Raw genomic sequence first — 21,002 nt, 5'->3', positions numbered from 1 at the left:
GAGTAGATGTCCTTCACCGGTTTGGTTGTGGCGGGCCGCGGTCACGTCAGTACTGCCAGTGGCCAGTGCTAGGACGTCCGAGCATTCCCTCAATCTGCGGCTCCGCGTTCGATTATCGCTCGCGGGACGCCGGGGAAGAAAACGGCGTGAATACGACCCAGAGGATGATGGTGGCACCCGACGGGGACATAGAAAAGCCGCCGGGCACTTGATACCCGGCGGCTTCGTGCAGCGCGGCGGGTCAGCCGGCTACTCGTACGGCCAGCGCGTCGCCGATCTCGGCGGTGCTGCGGGCGGGGTTGCCGGTGCGCTCGGCGAGGTCGACGGAGACCGCCTCGTCGATACGGGCGGCCTCGGCTTCGTGGCCGAGGTGACGCAGGAGCAGGGCGATGGACAGGACCGTGGCGGTGGGGTCGGCCTTGCCCTGGCCGGCGATGTCCGGGGCCGAGCCGTGCACGGGCTCGAACATGGACGGGAAGTCACCGCTCGGGTTGATGTTCCCGCTCGCGGCGACGCCGATGCCGCCGGAGACGGCCGCGGCGAGGTCGGTGATGATGTCGCCGAAGAGGTTGTCGGTGACGATCACGTCGAACCGCTCAGGCTGCGTGACCAGGTAGATGGTCGCCGCGTCCACGTGCATGTACTCGGTGGTGACCTCGGGGAACTCCTCGGCCACCTTGTTGAAGACGTTCGTCCACAGGTGACCCGCGAAGGTCAGCACGTTGTTCTTGTGGATCAGCGCGAGCTTCTTGCGCGGACGGGCCTGGGCGCGGGCGAACGCGTCACGCACCACGCGCTCCACACCGAAGGCCGTGTTCACGGAGACCTCGGTGGCGACCTCGTGCTCGGTGCCCTTGCGGATGGTGCCGCCGTTGCCGGTGTACGGGCCTTCGGTGCCCTCGCGGACCACGACGAAGTCGATCTGCGGCTCACCGGCGAGCGGCGTGGCGACACCCGGAAGGAGCTTCGACGGACGCAGGTTGACGTGGTGGTCGAAGGCGAAGCGGAGCTTGAGCAGGAAGCCACGCTCCAGGACACCGGACGGGACCGACGGGTCGCCGATGGCGCCGAGCAGGATGGCGTCGTGCTTCTTGAGGGCGTCGAGGTCGGCGTCGGTCAGGGTCTCACCCGTGGCGTGGTAGCGCTGGGCGCCGAAGTCGTACTCCTTCGTCTCCAGCTTCACATCCTGCGGAAGGACGGCGGAGAGGACCTTCAGGCCTTCGGCCACGACCTCCTGGCCGATGCCGTCACCGGGAATCACTGCGAGATTGATGCTGCGAGACATATCGGCACCCTACCGCTCGTCCCATGGGATGACACAAGGCGTCCGGGATGCGGACACCCTGCCGACGGCAACACCATGGCGTCGGTTTCCGTTCACCCGGACGTATGGCGGCTGTTGGGCTTCGCTGGGAAGTTCACATCCATGGACCTTCCCGACTTCGGTATTCCGCAGCAGCTCGCGCGCCGGATGAGCATGGCCGAGCAGCACGAGTACCTGCGCACCAGGCTGTCCCGTCGCCGCACGCTGGTGACGGCGGGCGCGGTGGCGGGCGGACTCCTCACCGGATGTTCGGGATCGGGGAGCACTACGGCGAAGCCTTCCGCATCAGCCACCACGAAGGTCCCCGGCTCCGTCGTCACCCCCTTCGGCCGCCATCTCGCCTTCGGCGCCGACCCGAAGACCCAGATGCGGATCTCCTGGCAGGTGCCGGCCGCGGTGAAGAAGCCGTACGTCCGGATCGGCAGCCGGCCCGAGGAGCTGAGCCGGAAGATCGACGCCGAGGTGCGCGATCTGCACACCCCCGAACTCCAGGGCGTGCGCCCGGCGTTCGAGCAGTACTACGTGCACGCCGCCCTGGACGGTCTGCGCCCCGGCACGACGTACTACTACGGCGTCGGCCACGACGGCTTCGACCCGGCCTCCCCGGACCGCCGCTCGACCATCGGCTCCTTCCGTACGGCGCCGGCCACCCCCGAGACGTTCGTGTTCACCGCCTTCGGCGACCAGGGCGTGGGCAAGGACGCGGCCGCCAACGACCATGTGCTGCTCCGCCAGAAGCCGGCCTTCCATCTCCACGCCGGCGACATCTGCTACGCCGACACCAACGGCCGGGGCCAGGAGTCGGACTCCTTCGACCCCGGGCAGTGGGACCTGTTCCTCAAGCAGACGGAGACGGTGGCCAAGTCGGTGCCGTGGATGGTGACCACCGGCAACCACGACATGGAGGCCTGGTACTCGCCGGACGGCTACGGCGGCCAGTCGGCCCGTTTCTCCCTCCCGGACAACGGCTTCGACCCGCGCTCGGCACCGGGCGTGTACGCGTTCACCTACGGCAACGTCGGTGTGGTGGCACTGGACGCGAACGACGTGTCGTACGAGATCCCGGCCAACCTCGGCTACACGGACGGCAAGCAGACGAAGTGGCTGGAGAAGAAGCTGCGTGAGCTGCGGTCGGACAAAACGGTCGACTTCGTCGTCGTCTTCTTCCACCACTGCACGTACTCCACCTCGTCCCACGCCTCCGACGGCGGAGTGCGCGCCGAGTGGCAGCCGCTGTTCGCCGAGCACCAGGTGGACCTGGTGATCAACGGGCACAACCATGTGTACGAGCGGACGGACGCCATCAAGAACGGCGAGGTCGGCAAGCGGGTGCCGATCGGTGAGTCGACGGACCCGACGCGGGACGGGATCGTGTACGTCACCGCGGGCGGCGGCGGCAAGGATCTGTACGGCTTCCCGGTGGGCGCAGAGGAGAGCTACGAGGGGCACGTCCGCGACAGCGAGTCGGTCGCGACCTTCCAGTGGACCAGGTCACGGCTCGCCAAGGCGGAGACGGTCCAGTGGTCGCGGGTGCGCTACCGGGGCTTCTCCTTCCTCTCGGTGGAGGCGGAGAGCGGTGACACGCCCCGGCTGAGGGTGTCGGCGCTGGCGCAGAGCGGGGAGCGCATCGACCACTTCGAGGTGCGGCGCGGAGCGTAGGCCCCGCACCGCACCCCGTGCGGGCGCGGCTCCCGGTAACGGGGGTGAAGCTTCGGCTCAGTGGCCGGTCTCGCCGCCGTTGTCGCGGCGGTCGAGGGCGCGCTGGAGGGCTGCGGCGGCGTTCTTGCGGTCGGACTCGCTCGTGCGGGACACGTGGCGGACTCGGCGGCGGACGGTCGTCTCGGCCATGAGAAATCGACTCCTTCATACATCCGGGAGTGCGGAAAGGGGTACGAGACGCCGGGTGGGGCGGGGAGCCATGGCCACAGGGGTTGCCTGCACGGGGCCCGGCTCACGTCCGCCATTCGCTTGATCGAGCGAGACGTTCGGCTCCTACAAAGTTAAGGGAGGACAGCGCGTCTGTCTCCACAATTACTCGGACTTCCTACTATCTGAGACGGCGGATTGGGTCACCCGGCGCTGACCTGGGGTTATGGGTCAGTACCGCACCGCCGTCGCCACCGCCTCCCCGAAACCCTTCGGATCCTCCACCCACGGCAGGTGGCCGGCGTCCGGCAGGATCACTCGGCGGACGTCCGGCAGGGCACGCTCCAGGGAGTCGACGGCCGAGCGCGGGCGGATGTCGCGCTCGCCGTCCACGATGAGGACGGGCAGGTCCAGGGCCTGGCAGGCGGCGTACAGCTCGGGGGTGCCCCAGATCCGCTTGCGCTCGCCGTTGAGGGCCTTGTTGCACTCGGCGTTGACCCCGAACCAGGGGTCGGCCATCCGCCCGGCGTGCTCCAGCGCCAGCGCGCGGTCCTCGAACTCGACGGACCACTGGAGCACCGCACGTTCCCGGTCCCCCTCGGGCAACTCCCGCCAGCGGGCGAGCCGTTCGGGCTGTTCGGCCAGCCGGGCCAGGAAGTTCTCCTCGAAGGCGCCGTGCCAGTCCGAGTCGGGGCCGATGCCCGTACCGGCGACGTACACGAGCGCGCTGACCCGATCCGGGTGGGCCAGCGCATAGCTCAACGCCAGCTGCGCGCCCCAGGAATGGCCGAGCAGCGCCGTCCGGTCGAGCCCGAAGTGCCGTCGTACGGCGTCCAGATCGGCCACGAAACGGTCGGTCGTCCAAGGCCCCGCGCACCGCTCCGAGCGCCCGCAGCCGCGCTGGTCCCAGCGCACGACGGAGGCCGTGTCGGCGAGCGTCGCGGCCACGTCCTCGAACATGTCCCACAGCCCGGGCCCGCCGTGGCACAGCACCAGCGGCTCGCCCCGGCCCGACCGGCTCGCCCACAGCCGTACGCCGTCGTCCGTCGTGACGGTCTCCATGGCGGTCAAGTGTGCCCCGTCCGCCTGTGGAAACCGCCCCCGCTCCGGAGGGGGGATCCGGAACGGGGGCGGAGTTCGGCAAGGCGGTCAGCCCATGTGCGGGTACGGGTAGTCGGTCGGCGGAACCAGCGTCTCCTTGATGGCGCGGGTCAGGGTCCAGCGCATCAGGTTCTGCGGGGCGCCCGCCTTGTCGTTGGTGCCGGAGGCGCGGCCGCCGCCGAAGGGCTGCTGGCCGACGACGGCGCCGGTCGACTTGTCGTTGATGTAGAAGTTGCCGGCCGCGTAGCGGAGCTTGTCCATCGTGTACGCCGCCGCCGCGCGGTCGCCCGAGACGACCGAGCCGGTGAGCGCGTAGTCGGACACCGACTCCATCTGGGTCAGCATCTCCTCGTACCGGTCGTCCTCGTAGACGTGCACGGCGAGGAACGGGCCGAAGTACTCGGTGGTGAAGACCTCGTTGGCCGGGTCCGTGCACTCGACGACCGTCGGGCGCACGAAGTAGCCGACCGAGTCGTCGTAGGAGCCGCCCGCGACGATCGTGCAGGCCGGGTCCTGCTTCGCCCGGTCGATCGCGGCCTTGTTCTTGGCGAAGGCCCGCTCGTCGATCACCGCGCCGATGAAGTTGGAGAGGTCGGTGACATCGCCCATGGTGATGTGGTCGACCTCGGCCGCGAACTCCTCCTTGAAGCCGGAGTTCCAGATCGACGCCGGGATGTACGCCCGGGAGGTCGCGGAGCACTTCTGGCCCTGGTACTCGAAGGCACCGCGGGTGAGGGCGGTCTTGAGGATCGCGGGGTCGGCGCTCGGGTGGGCGACGACGAAGTCCTTGCCGCCGGTCTCGCCGACGAGGCGCGGGTAGGAGCGGTACTTCTCGATGTTGGCGCCGACCGTCTTCCACAGGTACTGGAAGGTCTTGGTCGAGCCGGTGAAGTGGATGCCCGCGAGGTCGCGGTGCTCAAGGGCGACCTTGGAGACCTCGATGCCGTCACCGGTGACGAGGTTGATGACACCCTTGGGCAGACCGGCCTCCTCCAGCAGCTGCATCAGCAGCACGGCGGCGTGGGTCTGCGTCGGGGACGGCTTCCAGACGACGACGTTGCCCATGAGCGCGGGCGCGGTGGGCAGGTTGCCCGCGATCGCGCTGAAGTTGAACGGCGTGATCGCGTAGACGAAGCCCTCCAGCGGGCGGTGGTCCAGACGGTTCCAGACGCCCGTGGAGTTGGCGACCGGCTGCTCGGCCAGGATCTGGCGCGCGTAGGCGACATTGAAGCGCCAGAAGTCGATCAGCTCGCAGGGACAGTCGATCTCGGCCTGCTGGGCGGTCTTGGACTGGCCGAGCATGGTGGAGGCGGCCAGCGTCTCGCGCCACGGGCCGGACAGCAGCTCGGCCGCGCGCAGGATGATCGCGGCACGGTCGTCGAAGGACATCGCACGCCAGGCCGGCGCGGCGGCGAGGGCCGCGTCGATCGCGTCCTGGGCGTCCGCCTGCGTCGCGTTGCGGTAGGTACCGAGCACGGCCTTGTGGTTGTGCGGCTGCACGACCTGGAAGGCCTCGCCGCCGCCCAGCCGCTTCTCGCCGCCGATGGTCATCGGCAGGTCGACCGGGTTCTCGGCCAGCTCCTTGAGCCTGGCCTCCAGCCGGACGCGCTCGGGCGAGCCGGGGGCGTAGCCGTGCACCGGCTCATTGACGGGGGTGGGGACCTGGGTCACAGCGTCCATGAGTTCCGTAACTCCTTACTGAGCGGGTGGGTCAGCCCTTGGTGAGGATCGAGCGGCCGAAACTGTGCTTTCCCGGGGGACAACCCCCGGACCCCCGGCAGAAAAGACTCAGTGCGTGCGTCATTGATCAACCTCGGGTGAGCATGCTGCGGGCGAAAAAGCGCAGGTTGGCCGGCTTCTCGGCGAGCCTGCGCATGAAGTAGCCGTACCAGTCGGTGCCGTAGGCGGTGTAGACGCGCATGCGGTGGCCCTCGGCGGCGAGCCGGAGGTGTTCGTCGCTGCGGATGCCGTACAGCATCTGGAACTCGTACTCGTCGGGCTTGCGTCCGGCGCGCCGGGCCAGTTCCTGGGCGACGGAGATCAGGCGCGGGTCGTGGGACCCGATCATCGGGTACCCGGTGCCCTCCATCAGAGTCCTCAGAATCCTGACGTACGCCTTGTCGATCTCGTGTTTCTGCTGGTAGGCGACTTCCGCGGGCTCCTTGTACGCGCCCTTCACCAGCCGTACGCGGCTGCCGCCCGCAGCGAGGCGGCGGGCGTCGGCCTCGGTGCGGAAGAGGTAGGCCTGGATGACGCAGCCGGTCTGCGGGAAGTCCTTCCGCAGCTCGTCGTGGATGGCGAACATCGAGTCGAGGGTGGTGTGGTCCTCGGCGTCCAGGGTGACGGTCGTGCCGATGGCGGCGGCGGCCTCGACGACCGGGCGGACGTTCTTCAGGGCCAGGTCATGACCGTCGTCCAGCGCCTGGCCGAACATGGAGAGCTTGACGGACATCTCGGCCCGCGTGCCCAGTTCCAGTTCCTCGAGCCGGTCGATCAGCGCCAGATAGGCGTCGCGGGCGGCCTCGGCCTGCTGGGGGGTGGTGATGTCCTCGCCGACGACGTCCATGGTCAGTTCCAGGCCCTTGGAGGTGAGGTCCTGGATGATCGGGACGATCTCGTCCACCGTCTCGCCGGGGATGAAGCGGTCGACGACCTGCCTGGTCACCGGGGCCGCCGAGATCAGGCGTCGCATCCGGTCGCTGCGCGACGCGGCAAGAATCACGGGACCCAGCACGGGGCACCTCCACAAACCAGCAGATAGAACCACCGTGAAACCTAAGGATCCCTCCGATCGTCGGCCATCGACAGCTGTCACGCATCCGTGCCGCAGATCTCAGACAGATGTATGAAGGGACGCGGAAATGAGGGAGAATGCCCGGGTGACGGCCGATGCTGCATCTTCCCACCGAGCGGGTGACTACCAGGAACTGGTCGACGAGATCTCCGAGCTCCTCGGCGCCCCCGCGACCCTGGAGAACCGGGACTTCGAGCTGATCGCCTTCGGTGCGTACGACAGTGAGGGCGACCTCGACCCGTCGGCGCTGGACCCCGTCCGCACCCGCTCGATCCTGACGCGCCGCTCCACGACAGCGGTCCGCACCTGGTTCGAGGGCTTCGGCATCACACGGGCGACAGGCCCCGTGCGGATTCCGCCCACCCCGGAGGCGGGGGTGTATCGCGGACGGATCTGTCTCCCCGTACGCCATCGGGGTGTCGTCCTTGGATACGTCTGGCTCCTGGACTACGCCCCGGGCCCCACCGACCCGCAACTGGCCGCGGCCATGGAGGTCACCGTCCGCATCGGCGCACTGCTCGCCGACGAGGCACAGCACGGGGCGGACCTCAGCCGGGAGCTGCGGGCCGTGCTGACCGCCGAGCGCGGCTGGCAGGGAGACATGGCGGTGGCGGCGCTGCACACGGCCCTCGGCCCGCGCGGCGACGGCCCGCACTCCGTGGTGTGCGTCGCGCCGTGGCCGTCCACCGACCCTGACGACACACCTTCGGCCCGTACGGTGCCGCATGCGACGGCCCTGTGCTCCGTGCCGTGGAGAACAGCCGGCCAGAGCCTCGCGATCCTCGTCCGGCTGCGGTCGCCGGAGGTGCGGACACCGGCAGTCACGGCCGCGCAGCGCCTGCTCGGGGAGGGCGCCCGGGCCGCCGGTGTGGGCACGCCGCGCACCGGCCTCACCGATCTTGCCGCGGCGTGGCAGGAAGCCTCGTCCGCCGCCCGCGCCGCCCTCGCGGAGCCCCGGCTCGGCCCGGTCGCCGAGTGGGCGCACATCGGCCCGTACCGTCTGCTGACCTCGCTGCCCCCGGAGGTCGCCCACGACCCGGCGGTCGCCCCGCTCCTCTCCCCCGCCCACCGTGAACTCGCCCGCACCGCCGAGACGTACCTCGACTGCGCGGGCCAGGCCGCCCGCACGGCCGCCGAGTTGGGCATCCACCGGCAGACGCTCTACTACCGCCTGTCCCGCGTCGAGAAGCTGACGGGCCTGGACCTGGACGACGGCGAGGACCGGCTGCTGCTGCACATGGCGCTCAAGGGCGCGCGGCTCTGACCGGTCGCGCAGGGCGCTCGGTGTGATCGAAGCCCTGCTTATGAAAACGATTATCATCATGCTACGGTCGTCGAACGCTCAACCTTTGACCTTGTCTTTACGGAGTGTTCCGTGCGCCTGCCCGCTCATTTCCTGCCCCTCACCGCGGTCGCCGCGGCCTCCGCCCTGCTGACGGGCTGCTTTGCGTCGGCCGATTCGTCCGGCACCTCCGGCGAGGGCAAGCGCATCCGCGTCGCGCATATGCAGCCGCCCCGCTCGGGCCTCTCCCCGCTCTCCGACGACGCGTTCAAACTGTCCCGCTGGTCCACCGCCGAGACCCTGGTGAAGCTGGACGCGGAGGGCAACGCCGAGCCCGCGCTGGCCACCAAGTGGAAGCAGTCCGGGAGGACTTGGACGTTCACGCTCCGCGACGACGTCACCTTCCACGACGGTACGGAGCTCACCGCCGAAGCTGTCGTCAACTCCCTCACGGAAGCGGCCACGGCCTCTCCCAAGCCCCGCATCCTCGACGGCGTCGAACTGACCGCGAAGGCGCACGGGGAGACCGTCACCGTCACCACCGCCGACGTGGACCCCCTCGTCCCGCAGCGGCTCAGCTCGCCGCAGCTGTCGATCCTCGCCGCGAAGGCGTACCAGGGGAAGACGGTCGACCCGGTCGGCGCGGGCACCGGCCCCTTCGAGTTGGCGAAGGTCAACGGCACCTCCTCCGCCGCCCTCGACCGCTACGACGACTACTGGGGCGGGAAGGCCAAGGCCCCCGGAATCGACGTGAAGTTCGTGCCGGACGGCACTGCCCGTGCCGCCGCCCTGCGCAGCGGTGAGGCCGACATCGTCGAGGCCGTGCCGGTGTCGCAGGCCGCGCTGCTCGACGAGGAGCTGATCACCGAGGTGCCGATGCCGCGCACGAACACGCTGTACCTCAACACCTCCGACGGCCCCTTCAAGGACGCGGCGCTCAGGGCCGCCGCCCGCGAGGCCATCGACGCCGAGTCGATCGTGAAGGGCGTGTACGAGGGTCGCGCCGACGTCGCCGAGGGACTGCTCGGGCCCGCGCTGCCGTGGGCCGCCGACCTGCGCACCGACGTGCAGCGGACGGCCGCGAAGAAGGCGAACGGCCAGACCATCACCATCGGCACGTTCACCGACCGCGCCGAACTGCCCGAGGTCGCCGCCACCCTGCAACAGCAGCTCCAGAAGGCCGGCTTCAAGGTGAAGCTGGACGTCCGCGAGTACGCCAACATCGAATCCGACGCACTGGCGGGCGAGTTCGACGCCTTCATCCTGTCCCGGGCCACCATCCTCGACTCGGGCGACCCGACCGCCTACCTCTACAGCGACTTCGCCTCCGACGGCTCCTTCAACATCTCCCAGCTCGCCAACGACTCGGTCGACACATCACTGAAGACGGCAGGCGAGACCGCGGTCGGCGACGCGCGCCGCAAGGCCGTCATCGAGGCCGAGGCCGCCGTCCTGGGCACCGACGCGGCGGTCCCGATGCTGCACGAGCGGGTCATCCAGGGCGACGCCGCCGGTGTCGTCGGCGCCGCGCACGACCCGCGCGAGCGTGAGCTGGTCACGGCGGACACGTACATCAAGTGAGGCCGACCGCCGCCGGGTCGACCCGGGCCCTGTGTCTCGTCGCGGTCCTGGCCGCCGTGGGCCTGCTGCCCTGGCTCTCCGGCAAGGACCCCGCACTGACGGTCCTGCGGGCCCGGTCCGCCGAGCAGGAGCCGACGAAGGAAGCCCTGGACGCCGTACGACGGGATCTCGGGCTGGACGCGGGGCCGTTGACCCTGTTGGGGAAGTGGGCGTCCGGCCTGCTGCGCGGGGACCTCGGGACGTCGTGGGTGTCGGGGACCGACGTGCTGCCGTCGGTCGCCGCCGGGCTCCAGGTGTCGCTGGGGCTGATGGGCGCGGCCTTCGGCTTCGCGGTGGTGCTGGCCTGCGTGCTGGTCGCGCCCGTGCTGGTACGGGGGCGCAGGTCGGCCGGGGCGGGGGCCGCGATGCTGGCCGCCGTGCCCGAATTCCTGCTGGCCACGGTCGCGTTGCTGGTGTGCGGGGTGTGGCTGGGGTGGCTGCCGACGTCGGGCTGGCAGGGGCCCGAGTACATGGTCCTGCCCGCGCTCGCGCTCGGCGTCCCGGCGGGTGGCATCCTGGGCCGGCTGGTCGCGGACGCGCTGCCCGCCGTGCTGGACGAGCGGTGGGTGGAGATGTGGCGGGGCGCCGGGGTGGGCAGGGCGCGTATCGCGGCGGCCGCTCTGCGGCGCGTACTGCCACCGCTGGTACCGCAGTTCGGGATGGCGGCCGTCGGTCTGACCGGGGGTGCGGTGGCGGTGGAGACGGTGTTCGCGGTGCCGGGCATCGGGCGTACGGCGCTGGGGGCGGCCAAGTCGCAGGACCTGCCGCTGCTCCAGGGGGCGGTGCTCGCCCTGTTGGCGCTGGGTCTGGTGACGGGAGCCGTGGCCGCGCTGCTGAGGCGCCGGCTGCTGGGGCCCGCTCTGCGTGACGCCGGACTCTCGCTGCCGCCGGTCCGGCCGGTCCGTACCCACCCGGCGATCCCGTTGACGCTGTTCACCGTCCTTGCCGTGGCCATCGGCTGGGGCCTGTTGCGAGATCCGTACGCCGTGAACACGGCCGCCCGACTGGCCGCGCCCTCGTGGACGTACCCGCTCGGTACCGACGGACTCGGCCGTGACGTGCTCGCCCGGCTCGGGCACGGCGCCGCTCCGACGGTCGGCACCGCGGCCGCCGTATGCCTGGTCAGCCTGGTGCTCGCGCTGGCCCTCGGCTTCCTCCCCGGCGTCGCGGCGGGTGCGTCGGACATCGCGAACGCGCTGCCGCCGGTGATCGTCGGCATCCTGGTCGCGGCCACCGCCGGGCCCGGCACCGGCGGTGCGGCCTTCGCGGTCGCGCTGATCTCCTGGCCGCCGTTGGCCGCCCATGCGGCGGCGCTGATGCAGGAGGTACGCGCGTCGGCGTTCCTCACCGCCCAACGGGCCATCGGCGCACCGCCGTCGTGGATCCTGACCCGGCATGTGCTGCCGTCCGTGGCCGCGCCGGTCGCCCGGCACGCCCTGCTGCGGCTGCCCGGCATGGCCCTCGCCCTGGCCTCGCTGGGCTTCCTGGGCCTGGGGGCGCAGCCGCCGGCACCCGAGTGGGGTCTGCTGCTCGACGAGTCGCGCGCCTATGTGGAACGCGCGCCGTGGGCCGCCCTCGCGCCCGCCGTGGCGCTGGCCCTGCTGGCGGGGCTTGCGGTGTCGGGAGCGTCGTACGCGCAGGGAAAGCGCGTGACCCGTGTGACCCGTGCCAGGAAGGAGGCGCCCGGTGAAGTCGGACGTGCTGTTGTCGGTGCGTGATCTGCGGATCGCCTTCGACGGGGTGGAGGCCGTGCGCGGCGTGTCCTTCGACGTGCGCCCGCGCGAGGTGTTCGCCGTGGTGGGCGAGTCGGGAGCGGGCAAGTCGCTCACTGCTCGCGCGCTGCTGGGGATGCTGCCTTCGGGAGCGACGGCGAGCGGCACGATCCGGCCGGACCTGTCGGCCCAGCGCGGCCGCCGTATCGCGCTCGTCCCGCAGGACGCCCTCTCCGCCCTCTCCCCCGTGCACCCGGTGGGCGACCAACTCGCCGCCGCGGTACGGTCGGTGGCCGGCGTCTCCCGCAAGGAGGCCAGGGCGCGGGCGGTGGCCGCGCTCGACCGGGTGGGGATTCCGGATGCGGCACGCAAGGCGCGGGCGTTTCCGCACGAGTACTCCGGCGGCATGCGTCAGCGCGCGGTGATCGCGATGGCCACGGTCAACGAACCGGACGTCGTCGTCGCCGACGAGCCGACCACCGCCCTCGACGAGGAGCACCGTGACCTGGTGCTGCGGCTGCTCGGCGAGCGGCGCGAGGCCGTCGGGGCCGCGCTGGTGCTGGTCACGCACGACATGGACGTCGTACGGGATCACGCGGACCGTGTGCTGGTGATGTATGCCGGACGCGTCACCGAACTCGGCCCGGCGGACGAGGTGTTGGCACGCCCTCGGGCCCCGTACACGGCAGGCCTGCTGGCATCGCTCCCCGGCAATGTGCCCGCCGGTCGCCACCTCCCCACCCTCCCGGGCACCCCGCCCGCGCCGGGCGCACTCCCGCCCGGCTGCGCCTTCGCCCCGCGCTGCCCGCTCGCGGCGGACGCGTGTCACGAGACGGAACCGGAACCCCAGCAGGTGGAGGGGCGGCTGATCGCCTGCCACCGCTGGGCCGACGTCCCTCACCCGTTCCAGGAGACGCAGCGTGCCACTTCTTGATGTCCGTGACCTGGTCGTCCGCTACGGCACGGTCGTGGCAGTGGACCATGTCTCCTTCTCACTGGGAGGCGGCGAGACCCTCGCCCTGAACGGCCCTTCCGGCTGCGGCAAGTCGTCCACCGCCCTGGCCGTGCTCCAGCTGCGTCGTCCGAACAGCGGTGAAGTGCACTTCGAGGGACGGGAGTTGACGAGCATGACGGACCGCGAACTCCGCCCCCTCCGCCCCCGGATGCAGCCGGTCTTCCAGGACCCCTACGGCTCCCTGAGCCCCCGCCACCGCATCCGCGACGCGATCGCCGAGCCCCTGAAGATCCACGGCCGCTGGACCGCCGCCACCGGCCCCGCCCGGGTGGCCGAACTCCTCGACCGGGTCGGCCTCGACGCGTCGTACGGCGACCGCCACCCGCACGAACTCTCCGGCGGCCAGTGCCAACGCGCCGGAATCGCCCGCGCGTTGGCCTCGGACCCGCGTCTGCTGATCCTGGACGAGCCGGTGTCGGCCCTGGACCCGTCCGTCCGAGCCGGTGTGCTGAACCTGCTTGCCGACCTCCAGGACGACCTGGGACTCGGCTACCTGTTCATCTGTCACGATCGAGCAGTCGTACGGCACTTCGCGGACCGGGTCGTGGAGATGCGGGACGGGAGCATCACTTCCGAGTGGCGGCCTCCATCACCTGACGCAGTCCCTCGGTGAGCGCGTCGGCGTCGGCCGCGCCCTCGGGGTCGAAGGTCCACTGCGCGATGAGGCCCGTCATCAGCGTCGTGTAGAACCTTCCGAGAGTGTCCAGGGTCTTGTCGGGGATCTCGTCCTCCGGCACCCCCATGAAGAGCGCCACGAGAGCGCGCTCGGCGTCCCGCTGCTGCGACGCCAGATGGTCGCGCACCGCGGGCAGTTGATCCCCCATGGCCACGATCTCCACGCTGAGCCGCCACATCGAACCGGGCCCCCGCATGGTGCCGATGATGTTCGACCAAACCTCCTGGAAGCGCTCGACGGAGCCGGGCACGGTCGCGCTCTCGGCGGCCCCGTCGCCGTCGAAGGCGTCGGAGAGCTCGCCGACCAGAGCGAGGTAGGCCTCCGCCAGCAACGCGTCCTTCGAGCCGTAGTGGTAGCCGATCGAGGCCAGGTTGGCCCCGGACTCCTTGACGATGTCGCGCGCCGTCGTGCGCACGAACCCCTTCGCCAGCAGGCAGCGCTTGGCGCCCTCGAGCAGATCCTCACGGTGTCCCATGACGCTCAGACTACTCCGCATCCATACGCTCGTCCTATACAAGCGTCATAGACAAGCGTTTAAGACGCGTGTACATTCACCGGCATGACAACGGACCCGATGACCAACTCCCGCGCAGGCCGCCGCGAATGGACCGCTCTCGGCGTGCTGATGCTTCCGCTGCTGCTGGTCTCCATGGACGTCTCAGTCCTCTACTTCGCGATCCCGGCGATCAGCGCGGACCTGGAGCCGAGCGGCACTCAACAGCTGTGGATCTTCGACATCTACGCGTTCGCGCTGGCCGGCCTGCTGATGACGATGGGCTCGATCGGCGACCGCATCGGCCACCGCCGGCTGCTGCTGCTCGGCGCCGCCGCCTTCGGCACCGCCTCACTGGTCGCGGCGTACGCGAACAGCGCCGAGATGCTGATCGCGGCACGCGCGGTCCTCGGCATCGGCGGCGCGACCCTGATGCCGTCGACGATGGCCATGCTCCGCACGATGTTCACCGACCCCGCCCAGCGCGCGAAGGCGATCGGCATGTGGTCCGGCGTGATGACGGCCGGGATCGCACTCGGCTCGGTGATGAGCGGAGTACTGGTCGACTTCTTCTGGTGGGGCTCGGTCTTCCTGGTCAACCTGCCCGCGATGGCACTGCTGCTGGTCCTCGGCCCGAAGCTGCTTCCCGAGTCGAGGAACCCGTCCCCGGGCCGCTTCGACTGGCTGAGCGTCCCGCTGTCCATGGCGGCCGTGCTCCCCGTGGTCTACGGCCTGAAGGAGATCCCGTCCGAGGGCTGGAACGTCCGCTACGTCGTCTCGATCACCGTCGGCCTGCTCTTCGCGGCCCTCTTCGTGCACCGCCAGCGCACCACGGTCTCGCCGATGATCTCCCCGGCACTGTTCCGCGGCCGCGGCTTCGCCCCCTCGGTCGCCCTGAACCTCGTCTCCGCGTTCGGGGTGATGGGTTCGGCCTACTTCACCACGCAGTACATCCAGTCGGTGCTCGACAAGAGCGCGCTGGAGGCGGCCCTTTGGGCGCTCCTGCCGTCGGTGCCGATCGGGGCGGCGGCACCGATCGCGACCCAGCTGGTGCAGAAGGGCGTTGACCGCGCCCACGTGGTCACCGCGGGGTTTGTGATCGCAGCGTCGGGCTTCGGGCTGATGGCCCTCGCCGGTACGGACTCGCTGGTGCTGGTGCTGGTCGCGTGCGCGGTCCTCGCCGTCGGCTGCGTCGTGGTGATGTCCCAGATCATGGACCTCGCGATGGGCACCGCCCCGGTGGAGCGGGCGGGTTCCGCGTCCTCTCTGATGGAGACGGGGGCGGAGTTCGGCGGCGCACTGGGGATGGCGGTCCTCGGCTCCATCGGTACGGCGGTCTACCGCCATGAGATCCCGGACTCGGCGCCGGCCGTGGCTCAGGAGACGCTGGGCGGGGCGCTGGCGGTCGCCGACCAGGTCCCGGGGCTGGCCACGGTCGCACGGGAAGCGTTCACCAGCGGGATGCAGGGCGCTGCCATCGCCGGGGCGGTACTGCTGGCGGGGGCGGCGGTGCTGGCCGCGGTGACGCTGCGGCGGGTCGAGGTGCACGAGCGCGCATGCGAAACGCCGGACGAACCGAGCAAGCTCAGCCCGTCCGGCGTCTGAGGACGAGTCCCGTTCAGGGCCGAAGCGAGGGTCCGGGGGCGGCAGCCCCCGGACCCGGCAGCCTCAGACCAGGTTCACCGAACGCGCCGACGTCGCGCCGATCTCCTCGGCCACCTCGGTCAGCACGGTCTGCGACACCGTGTCATCGACCGTCAGGACGGCCAGCGCCTCGCCACCGGCGATGGCACGGGACACCTGCATACCGGCGATGTTGATGCCCGCCTCGCCGAAGATACGGCCGACGGTGCCGACGACACCCGGACGGTCCTCGTAGCGCAGCACCACCATGTGGTCGGCGAGCGCGAGATCGACGTCGTACTCGCCGACCGCGACGATCTTCTGGAGGTGCTTCGGACCGGCCAGCGTGCCGGAGACGGAGACCTCCTCACCGCTGCTGAGCGTGCCGCGCACGGTGACGACGTTGCGGTGGTCGGGAGACTCACTCGATGTCGTCAGGCGGACCTCGACGCCACGCTCCTGGGCGAACAGGGGGGCGTTGACGTAGGAGACGGTCTCGTCGACGACGTCTTCGAAGACACCTTTGAGGGCGCTGAGCTCCAGCACCTTCACATCGTGCTGGGTGATCTCGCCGTACACCTCGACGTCGAGACGGACGGCGACCTCACCGGCGAGCGCGGTGAAGATACGGCCGAGGCGCTCGGCGAGCGGCAGACCCGGCTTGACGTCCTCGGCGATGACGCCGCCCTGGACGTTCACCGCGTCCGGGACCAGCTCACCGGCGAGCGCGAGACGCACCGAGCGGGCGACGGCGATACCGGCCTTCTCCTGCGCCTCGTCGGTGGAGGCGCCGAGGTGCGGGGTGGAGACGACCTGGTCGAACTCGAACAGCGGGGAGTCCGTGCAGGGCTCCTTCGCGTATACGTCGAGACCGGCGCCGGCGACCCGGCCCTCCTTGAGAGCGGAGTACAGCGCCTCCTCGTCGACGATCCCGCCCCGCGCGGCGTTGACGACACGGACGCTCGGCTTGACCTTGCGCAGCGCCTCGTCGCCGATCAGACCGACGGTCTCGGGGGTCTTCGGCAGGTGCACGGTGATGAAGTCGGAGACCTCGAGCAGCTCGTCCAGCGACAGCACCTTGACGCCCATCTGCGCGGCCCGAGCAGGCTGGACGTAGGGGTCGTAGGCGACGACCTTCATACCGAAGGCGGACATGCGCTGGGCGACCAGCGCACCGATACGGCCGAGCCCGACGACACCGAGGGTCTTCTCGGCCAGCTCGACGCCGGTGTACTTGCTGCGCTTCCACTCGCCGTTCTTCAGCGCGGCGTTCGCCTGCGGAATGTTACGGGCGGTGGCGAGGATCAGACCGCAGGCCAGCTCGGCGGCGGTCACGATGTTCGAGGTGGGGGCGTTGACGACCATCACGCCGGCCTTGGTGGCGGCGGAGACGTCGACGTTGTCCAGGCCGACGCCGGCTCGTGCGACGACCTTCAGTCTGCTCGCGGCGGCGATCGCTTCGGCGTCCACCTTGGTGGCGGAGCGGACCAGGATCGCATCGACGTCGGCGATGGCCGGAAGCAGTTCGGCTCGATCTGCTCCGTTGCAGTGCCGGATCTCGAAGTCCGGCCCCAACGCGTCGACGGTGGCGGGCGACAGCTCTTCAGCAATGAGTACGACGGGGTTCGAGCTCACGTGAGTCCTCACATGTCCAATGCGGACGGCCGTCCCGACGGCCGCATGCGGTGGAGGGGGCTACCGCGTGGAAGACGCACGACGCTGTGGGCCTGACGCGTATGTAGTACGGCAGTGTAGTGCGGCGGCGGAGACAGTCTTGCGCCTCTGCGGAAGGATCACCCGGACGAATTCAGCCCCTCCGGCGATTGAGGAGCGGGGTCCGGGGCAGAGCCCCGCGACGGCGCCCCCACTGGCGGCACCGTCGCGGAGGAACGCGAGACTTACGCCTCGTCGTCGACCCAGGACATCAGCTTGCGCAGGTCCTTGCCGGTGGTCTCCAGCAGGGACTCCGCGTCGGCCTGCTTGTACTCGTTGTACTTCTTCAGACCGCCGTGGTACTCGGCCATCCACTCACGGGCGAAGGTGCCGTCCTGGATCTCGGCGAGGACCTTCTTCATCTCGGCCTTGGTGGCGTCCGTGATGATCCGCGGACCGGTGACGTAGTCGCCCCACTCGGCGGTCTCGGAGACGGACCAGCGCATCTTCTCCAGGCCACCCTCGTACATGAGGTCGACGATCAGCTTCAGCTCGTGCAGGCACTCGAAGTACGCGATCTCCGGCTGGTAGCCGGCCTCGGTCAGCGTCTCGAAACCGGCCTTGACCAGCGCGGCCGTACCACCGCAGAGGACGGCCTGCTCACCGAACAGGTCGGTCTCGGTCTCCTCGGTGAAGGTCGTCTTGATGACGCCGGCGCGGGTGCCACCGATGCCCTTCGCGTACGAGAGGGCCAGCTTGAGGCCGTTGCCCGTCGGGTCCTGCTCGACGGCCACGATGCACGGAACACCGCGGCCCTCCTCGTACTGACGACGCACCAGGTGGCCCGGGCCCTTGGGCGCGACCATGCAGACGTCGACGTTGGCCGGCGGCTTGATGAAGTCGAAGCGGATGTTCAGGCCGTGGCCGAAGAACAGGGCGTCGCCGTCCTTGAGGTTGTCCTTGATGGACTCCTCGTAGACCTGGGCCTGGATCGGGTCCGGGACGAGGATCATGATGACGTCGGCCTCGGCGGCGGCCTCGGCCGGGGTGACCACGCGCAGGCCCTGCTCCTCGGCCTTCGCCTTGGACTTGGAGCCCTCGTGCAGTCCGACCCGGACGTCGACTCCCGAGTCACGGAGCGACAGCGCGTGGGCGTGGCCCTGGCTGCCGTAACCGATGACCGCGACCTTGCGGCCCTGGATGATGGACAGGTCGGCGTCGGCGTCGTAGAACAGCTCGGCCACTTTGGGTTCTCTCCTTGTGTGCAGGTGTTGCGTCCCACCGTATGACGGCGGGCTGAGGGGAAGTTCGCGGGTCTCGACATACGGGCGGCCGGTGGTCCCCGGCCGCCCTGTCACGTCGTCATGCCGACCGGTCGAGGGCTCGCAGCGACCGGTCCGTGATCGACCGCGCACCGCGTCCGATGGCGATCGTGCCGGACTGGACCAGCTCCTTGATGCCGTACGGCTCCAGCATCTTGAGCATGGCGGACAGCTTCTCGCTGCTGCCGGTGGCCTCGATGGTGACGGCCTCCGGGGAGACGTCGACGGTCTTGGCGCGGAACAGCTGGACGATCTCGACGATCTGGGAGCGGGTCTCGTTGTCGGCGCGCACCTTCACCAGAACGAGTTCGCGCTGAACGGCCGAGCCGGGTTCCAGCTCGACGATCTTCAGCACGTTGACGAGCTTGTTGAGCTGCTTGGTCACCTGCTCGAGCGGCAGGTCCTCGACGCCCACCACGATGGTGATGCGGGAGATGTCGGGGTGCTCGGTGACGCCCACCGCGAGCGAGTCGATGTTGAAGCCGCGGCGGGAGAACAGGGCGGTGATCCGGGCGAGGACGCCCGGCTTGTTCTCGACCAGGACGGAGAGCGTGTGCTTGGACATGATCTGTTTACGTCTCTCTCGCTCAGTCGTCTTCGTTGTCGCCGAAGTCGGGGCGGACGTCCCGGGCGAACATGACCTCGTCGTTGGAGGTGCCGGCCGCGACCATGGGCCACACCATGGCGTCCTCGTGGACGATGAAGTCGATCACGACGGGGCGGTCGTTGATCGAGTTCGCCTCTTCGATGACCTTGTCGAGGTCGTCCGGGGACTCGCAGCGGATGGCGTAGCAGCCCATGGCCTCCGACAGCTTCACGAAGTCGGGGACGCGGGTGCCGGCGCTGGGCTGCTTGCCGTCGGCCTCGGGGCCGCTGTGCAGCACGGTGTTGGAGTACCGCTGGTTGTAGAAGAGGGTCTGCCACTGGCGGACCATCCCGAGGGCGCCGTTGTTGATGATGGCGACCTTGATCGGGATGTTGTTCAGGGCGCAGGTGGTGAGTTCCTGATTGGTCATCTGGAAGCAGCCGTCGCCGTCGATCGCCCAGACCGTCTGGTCCGGCGCGCCGGCCTTGGCGCCCATCGCGGCCGGGACCGCGTAGCCCATCGTTCCGGCACCGCCGGAGTTCAGCCAGGTCGCGGGCTTCTCGTACTGGACGTAGTGCGCGGCCCACATCTGGTGCTGCCCGACGCCCGCCGCGAAGATCGTGCCCTCCGGGGCGAGTTGGCCGATCCGCTCGATGACCTGCTGCGGGGACAGCGAGCCGTCCTCCGGCTGCTCGTAGCCCAGCGGGTACGTCTCGCGCCAGCGGCTGAGGTCCTTCCACCAGGCGGTGTAGTCGCCGGTGTTGCCCTCGCTGTGCTCCTTCTGCACGGCCTGGACCAGGTCGGCGATGACCTCGCGGGCGTCACCGACGATCGGCACGTCGGCGGCGCGGTTCTTGCCGATCTCGGCCGGGTCGATATCGGCGTGGACGATCTTGGCGTACGGGGCGAAGCTGTCCAGCTTGCCCGTGACGCGGTCGTCGAAGCGGGCTCCGAGGGCGACGATCAGGTCGGCCTTCTGTAGCGCGGTGACGGCGGTGACCGCACCGTGCATGCCCGGCATTCCCACGTGCAGCTCGTGACTGTCGGGGAATGCGCCGAGCGCCATCAGGGTGGTGGTGACGGGCGCTCCGGTGAGTTCTGCGAGGACCTTCAGCTCGGCGGTGGCCTTGGCCTTGATGACGCCGCCGCCGACGTACAGGACCGGCCGCCTGGCGGCGGTGATCAGCTTGGCGGCCTCACGGATCTGCTTGGCGTGCGGCTTGGTGACGGGCCGGTAGCCGGGCAGGTCCATGACCGGCGGCCAGGAGAAGGTGGTCTGCGCCTGGAGGGCGTCCTTGGCGATGTCGACCAGGACCGGTCCTGGTCGGCCGGTGGAGGCGATGTGGAACGCCTGCGCGATCACGCGCGGGATGTCCTCGGCCTTGGTGACCAGGAAGTTGTGCTTGGTGATCGGCATCGTGATGCCGACGATGTCCGCCTCCTGGAAGGCGTCCGTGCCGATCGCCTTGGAGGCGACCTGGCCGGTGATCGCGACCATGGGCACGGAGTCCATGTGGGCGTCGGCGATCGGCGTGACCAGGTTGGTGGCGCCGGGCCCGGAGGTCGCCATGCAGACGCCGACCCTGCCGGTGGCCTGCGCGTAACCGGTGGCGGCGTGTCCGGCGCCCTGCTCGTGCCGGACCAGGACGTGGCGGACCCTGGTGGAGTCCATCAGCGGGTCGTACGCCGGGAGGATCGCACCGCCGGGAATGCCGAATACCGTGTCGGCCCCGACCTCCTCGAGAGAGCGGATGAGGGACTGCGCACCCGTGACGTGCTCGGGGGCGGACTGGTGTCCTCCGGATCGGGGCCGCGGCTGCGGGTGATGGGCCCCGGTGGCCTGCTCGGTCATCGGCATTCTCTTCTCGATGCTGAGGGTTTTTGCGAAGTTCGTGCGGTGTGCGGCTGTTGTACGACAGGTGCCTGTGCAACAAA

17 protein-coding genes are annotated in these 21,002 nt (G+C 70.0%); 7 read left to right on the top strand and 10 right to left on the bottom strand.

Features of this window, described 5'->3' with window-relative positions:
• Positions 1-241: 241 nt before the first annotated feature.
• Positions 242-1,285, bottom strand: coding sequence for a 3-isopropylmalate dehydrogenase (locus KCH87_RS22625; protein ID WP_210588037.1), 1,044 nt, complete (start codon positions 1,283-1,285; stop codon positions 242-244).
• A 141-nt stretch (positions 1,286-1,426) separates the two neighbouring features.
• Between KCH87_RS22625 and KCH87_RS22620 the strand changes: the two genes are divergently transcribed.
• Positions 1,427-2,983: a metallophosphoesterase family protein gene (locus KCH87_RS22620; RefSeq protein ID WP_210588036.1), complete on the top strand. Its 1,557-nt coding sequence runs from the start codon at positions 1,427-1,429 to the stop codon at positions 2,981-2,983.
• A gap of 57 nt (positions 2,984-3,040) precedes the next feature.
• On the opposite strand, the gene KCH87_RS50105 is transcribed toward KCH87_RS22620, so the two are convergent.
• The 4 genes from KCH87_RS50105 to KCH87_RS22605 form a co-directional block, all read right to left on the bottom strand.
• The gene (locus tag KCH87_RS50105) at positions 3,041-3,172 is read right to left on the bottom strand and encodes a hypothetical protein (RefSeq protein ID WP_015493350.1); all 132 of its coding nucleotides are present in this window, start codon (positions 3,170-3,172) and stop codon (positions 3,041-3,043) included.
• 249 nt (positions 3,173-3,421) lie between these two features.
• A complete protein-coding gene (locus tag KCH87_RS22615; RefSeq protein WP_210588035.1) occupies positions 3,422-4,252 on the bottom strand; it encodes an alpha/beta fold hydrolase in 831 nt (276 codons plus the stop codon).
• 87 nt (positions 4,253-4,339) lie between these two features.
• A complete protein-coding gene (gene pruA / locus KCH87_RS22610; RefSeq protein WP_210588034.1) occupies positions 4,340-5,971 on the bottom strand; it encodes an L-glutamate gamma-semialdehyde dehydrogenase in 1,632 nt (543 codons plus the stop codon).
• Positions 5,972-6,098: 127 nt separating this feature from the next.
• Positions 6,099-7,025, bottom strand: a complete 927-nt coding sequence (locus KCH87_RS22605) for a proline dehydrogenase family protein (protein WP_210588033.1) — start codon at positions 7,023-7,025, stop codon at positions 6,099-6,101.
• 127 nt (positions 7,026-7,152) lie between these two features.
• On the opposite strand from KCH87_RS22605, the gene KCH87_RS22600 reads away from it, so the two are divergent.
• From KCH87_RS22600 to KCH87_RS22580, 5 genes are all read left to right on the top strand, one after another.
• Positions 7,153-8,349: a CdaR family transcriptional regulator gene (locus KCH87_RS22600; protein ID WP_210588032.1), complete on the top strand. Its 1,197-nt coding sequence runs from the start codon at positions 7,153-7,155 to the stop codon at positions 8,347-8,349.
• A gap of 111 nt (positions 8,350-8,460) precedes the next feature.
• Positions 8,461-9,948, top strand: coding sequence for an ABC transporter substrate-binding protein (locus KCH87_RS22595; RefSeq protein ID WP_210588031.1), 1,488 nt, complete (start codon positions 8,461-8,463; stop codon positions 9,946-9,948).
• Positions 9,945-11,705, top strand: a complete 1,761-nt coding sequence (locus tag KCH87_RS22590; RefSeq protein ID WP_210588030.1) for an ABC transporter permease subunit — start codon at positions 9,945-9,947, stop codon at positions 11,703-11,705. Before KCH87_RS22595 ends, KCH87_RS22590 begins: the two co-directional genes overlap by 4 nt.
• Positions 11,674-12,633, top strand: coding sequence for an ABC transporter ATP-binding protein (locus KCH87_RS22585; RefSeq protein ID WP_210588029.1), 960 nt, complete (start codon positions 11,674-11,676; stop codon positions 12,631-12,633). Before KCH87_RS22590 ends, KCH87_RS22585 begins: the two co-directional genes overlap by 32 nt.
• A complete protein-coding gene (locus KCH87_RS22580; protein ID WP_210588028.1) occupies positions 12,620-13,327 on the top strand; it encodes a dipeptide/oligopeptide/nickel ABC transporter ATP-binding protein in 708 nt (235 codons plus the stop codon). Before KCH87_RS22585 ends, KCH87_RS22580 begins: the two co-directional genes overlap by 14 nt.
• Here KCH87_RS22580 and KCH87_RS22575 read toward each other — a convergent pair.
• The gene (locus tag KCH87_RS22575) at positions 13,281-13,865 is read right to left on the bottom strand and encodes a TetR/AcrR family transcriptional regulator (protein WP_210588027.1); all 585 of its coding nucleotides are present in this window, start codon (positions 13,863-13,865) and stop codon (positions 13,281-13,283) included. The genes KCH87_RS22580 and KCH87_RS22575 overlap by 47 nt on opposite strands.
• A gap of 84 nt (positions 13,866-13,949) precedes the next feature.
• Between KCH87_RS22575 and KCH87_RS22570 the strand changes: the two genes are divergently transcribed.
• Positions 13,950-15,488: an MFS transporter gene (locus KCH87_RS22570; RefSeq protein ID WP_210588026.1), complete on the top strand. Its 1,539-nt coding sequence runs from the start codon at positions 13,950-13,952 to the stop codon at positions 15,486-15,488.
• A 63-nt stretch (positions 15,489-15,551) separates the two neighbouring features.
• On the opposite strand, the gene serA is transcribed toward KCH87_RS22570, so the two are convergent.
• The 4 genes from serA to KCH87_RS22550 all read right to left on the bottom strand — a co-directional run bounded on the left by serA (position 15,552) and on the right by KCH87_RS22550 (position 20,925).
• The gene (serA, locus tag KCH87_RS22565; RefSeq protein WP_210588025.1) at positions 15,552-17,141 is read right to left on the bottom strand and encodes a phosphoglycerate dehydrogenase; all 1,590 of its coding nucleotides are present in this window, start codon (positions 17,139-17,141) and stop codon (positions 15,552-15,554) included.
• Positions 17,142-17,404: 263 nt separating this feature from the next.
• Complete coding sequence (gene ilvC / locus KCH87_RS22560) at positions 17,405-18,403, bottom strand: ketol-acid reductoisomerase (RefSeq protein ID WP_210588024.1); 999 nt, start codon at positions 18,401-18,403, stop codon at positions 17,405-17,407.
• Positions 18,404-18,521: 118 nt separating this feature from the next.
• The gene (ilvN, locus tag KCH87_RS22555) at positions 18,522-19,046 is read right to left on the bottom strand and encodes an acetolactate synthase small subunit (RefSeq protein ID WP_210588023.1); all 525 of its coding nucleotides are present in this window, start codon (positions 19,044-19,046) and stop codon (positions 18,522-18,524) included.
• 22 nt (positions 19,047-19,068) lie between these two features.
• Positions 19,069-20,925 carry an acetolactate synthase large subunit gene (locus tag KCH87_RS22550; RefSeq protein WP_210588022.1) on the bottom strand — a complete coding sequence of 619 codons (1,857 nt, stop codon included), beginning with the start codon at positions 20,923-20,925 and terminating at the stop codon, positions 19,069-19,071.
• Between the last annotated feature and the right edge of the window lie 77 nt (positions 20,926-21,002).

Source organism: Streptomyces sp. GESEQ-35, assembly GCF_017948485.1.
In the GTDB taxonomy this organism is placed as follows: Bacteria; Actinomycetota; Actinomycetes; order Streptomycetales; family Streptomycetaceae; genus Streptomyces.
Note: the sequence above shows the minus strand (reverse complement) of the source record. Positions and strands in the feature narration are given on the sequence as shown.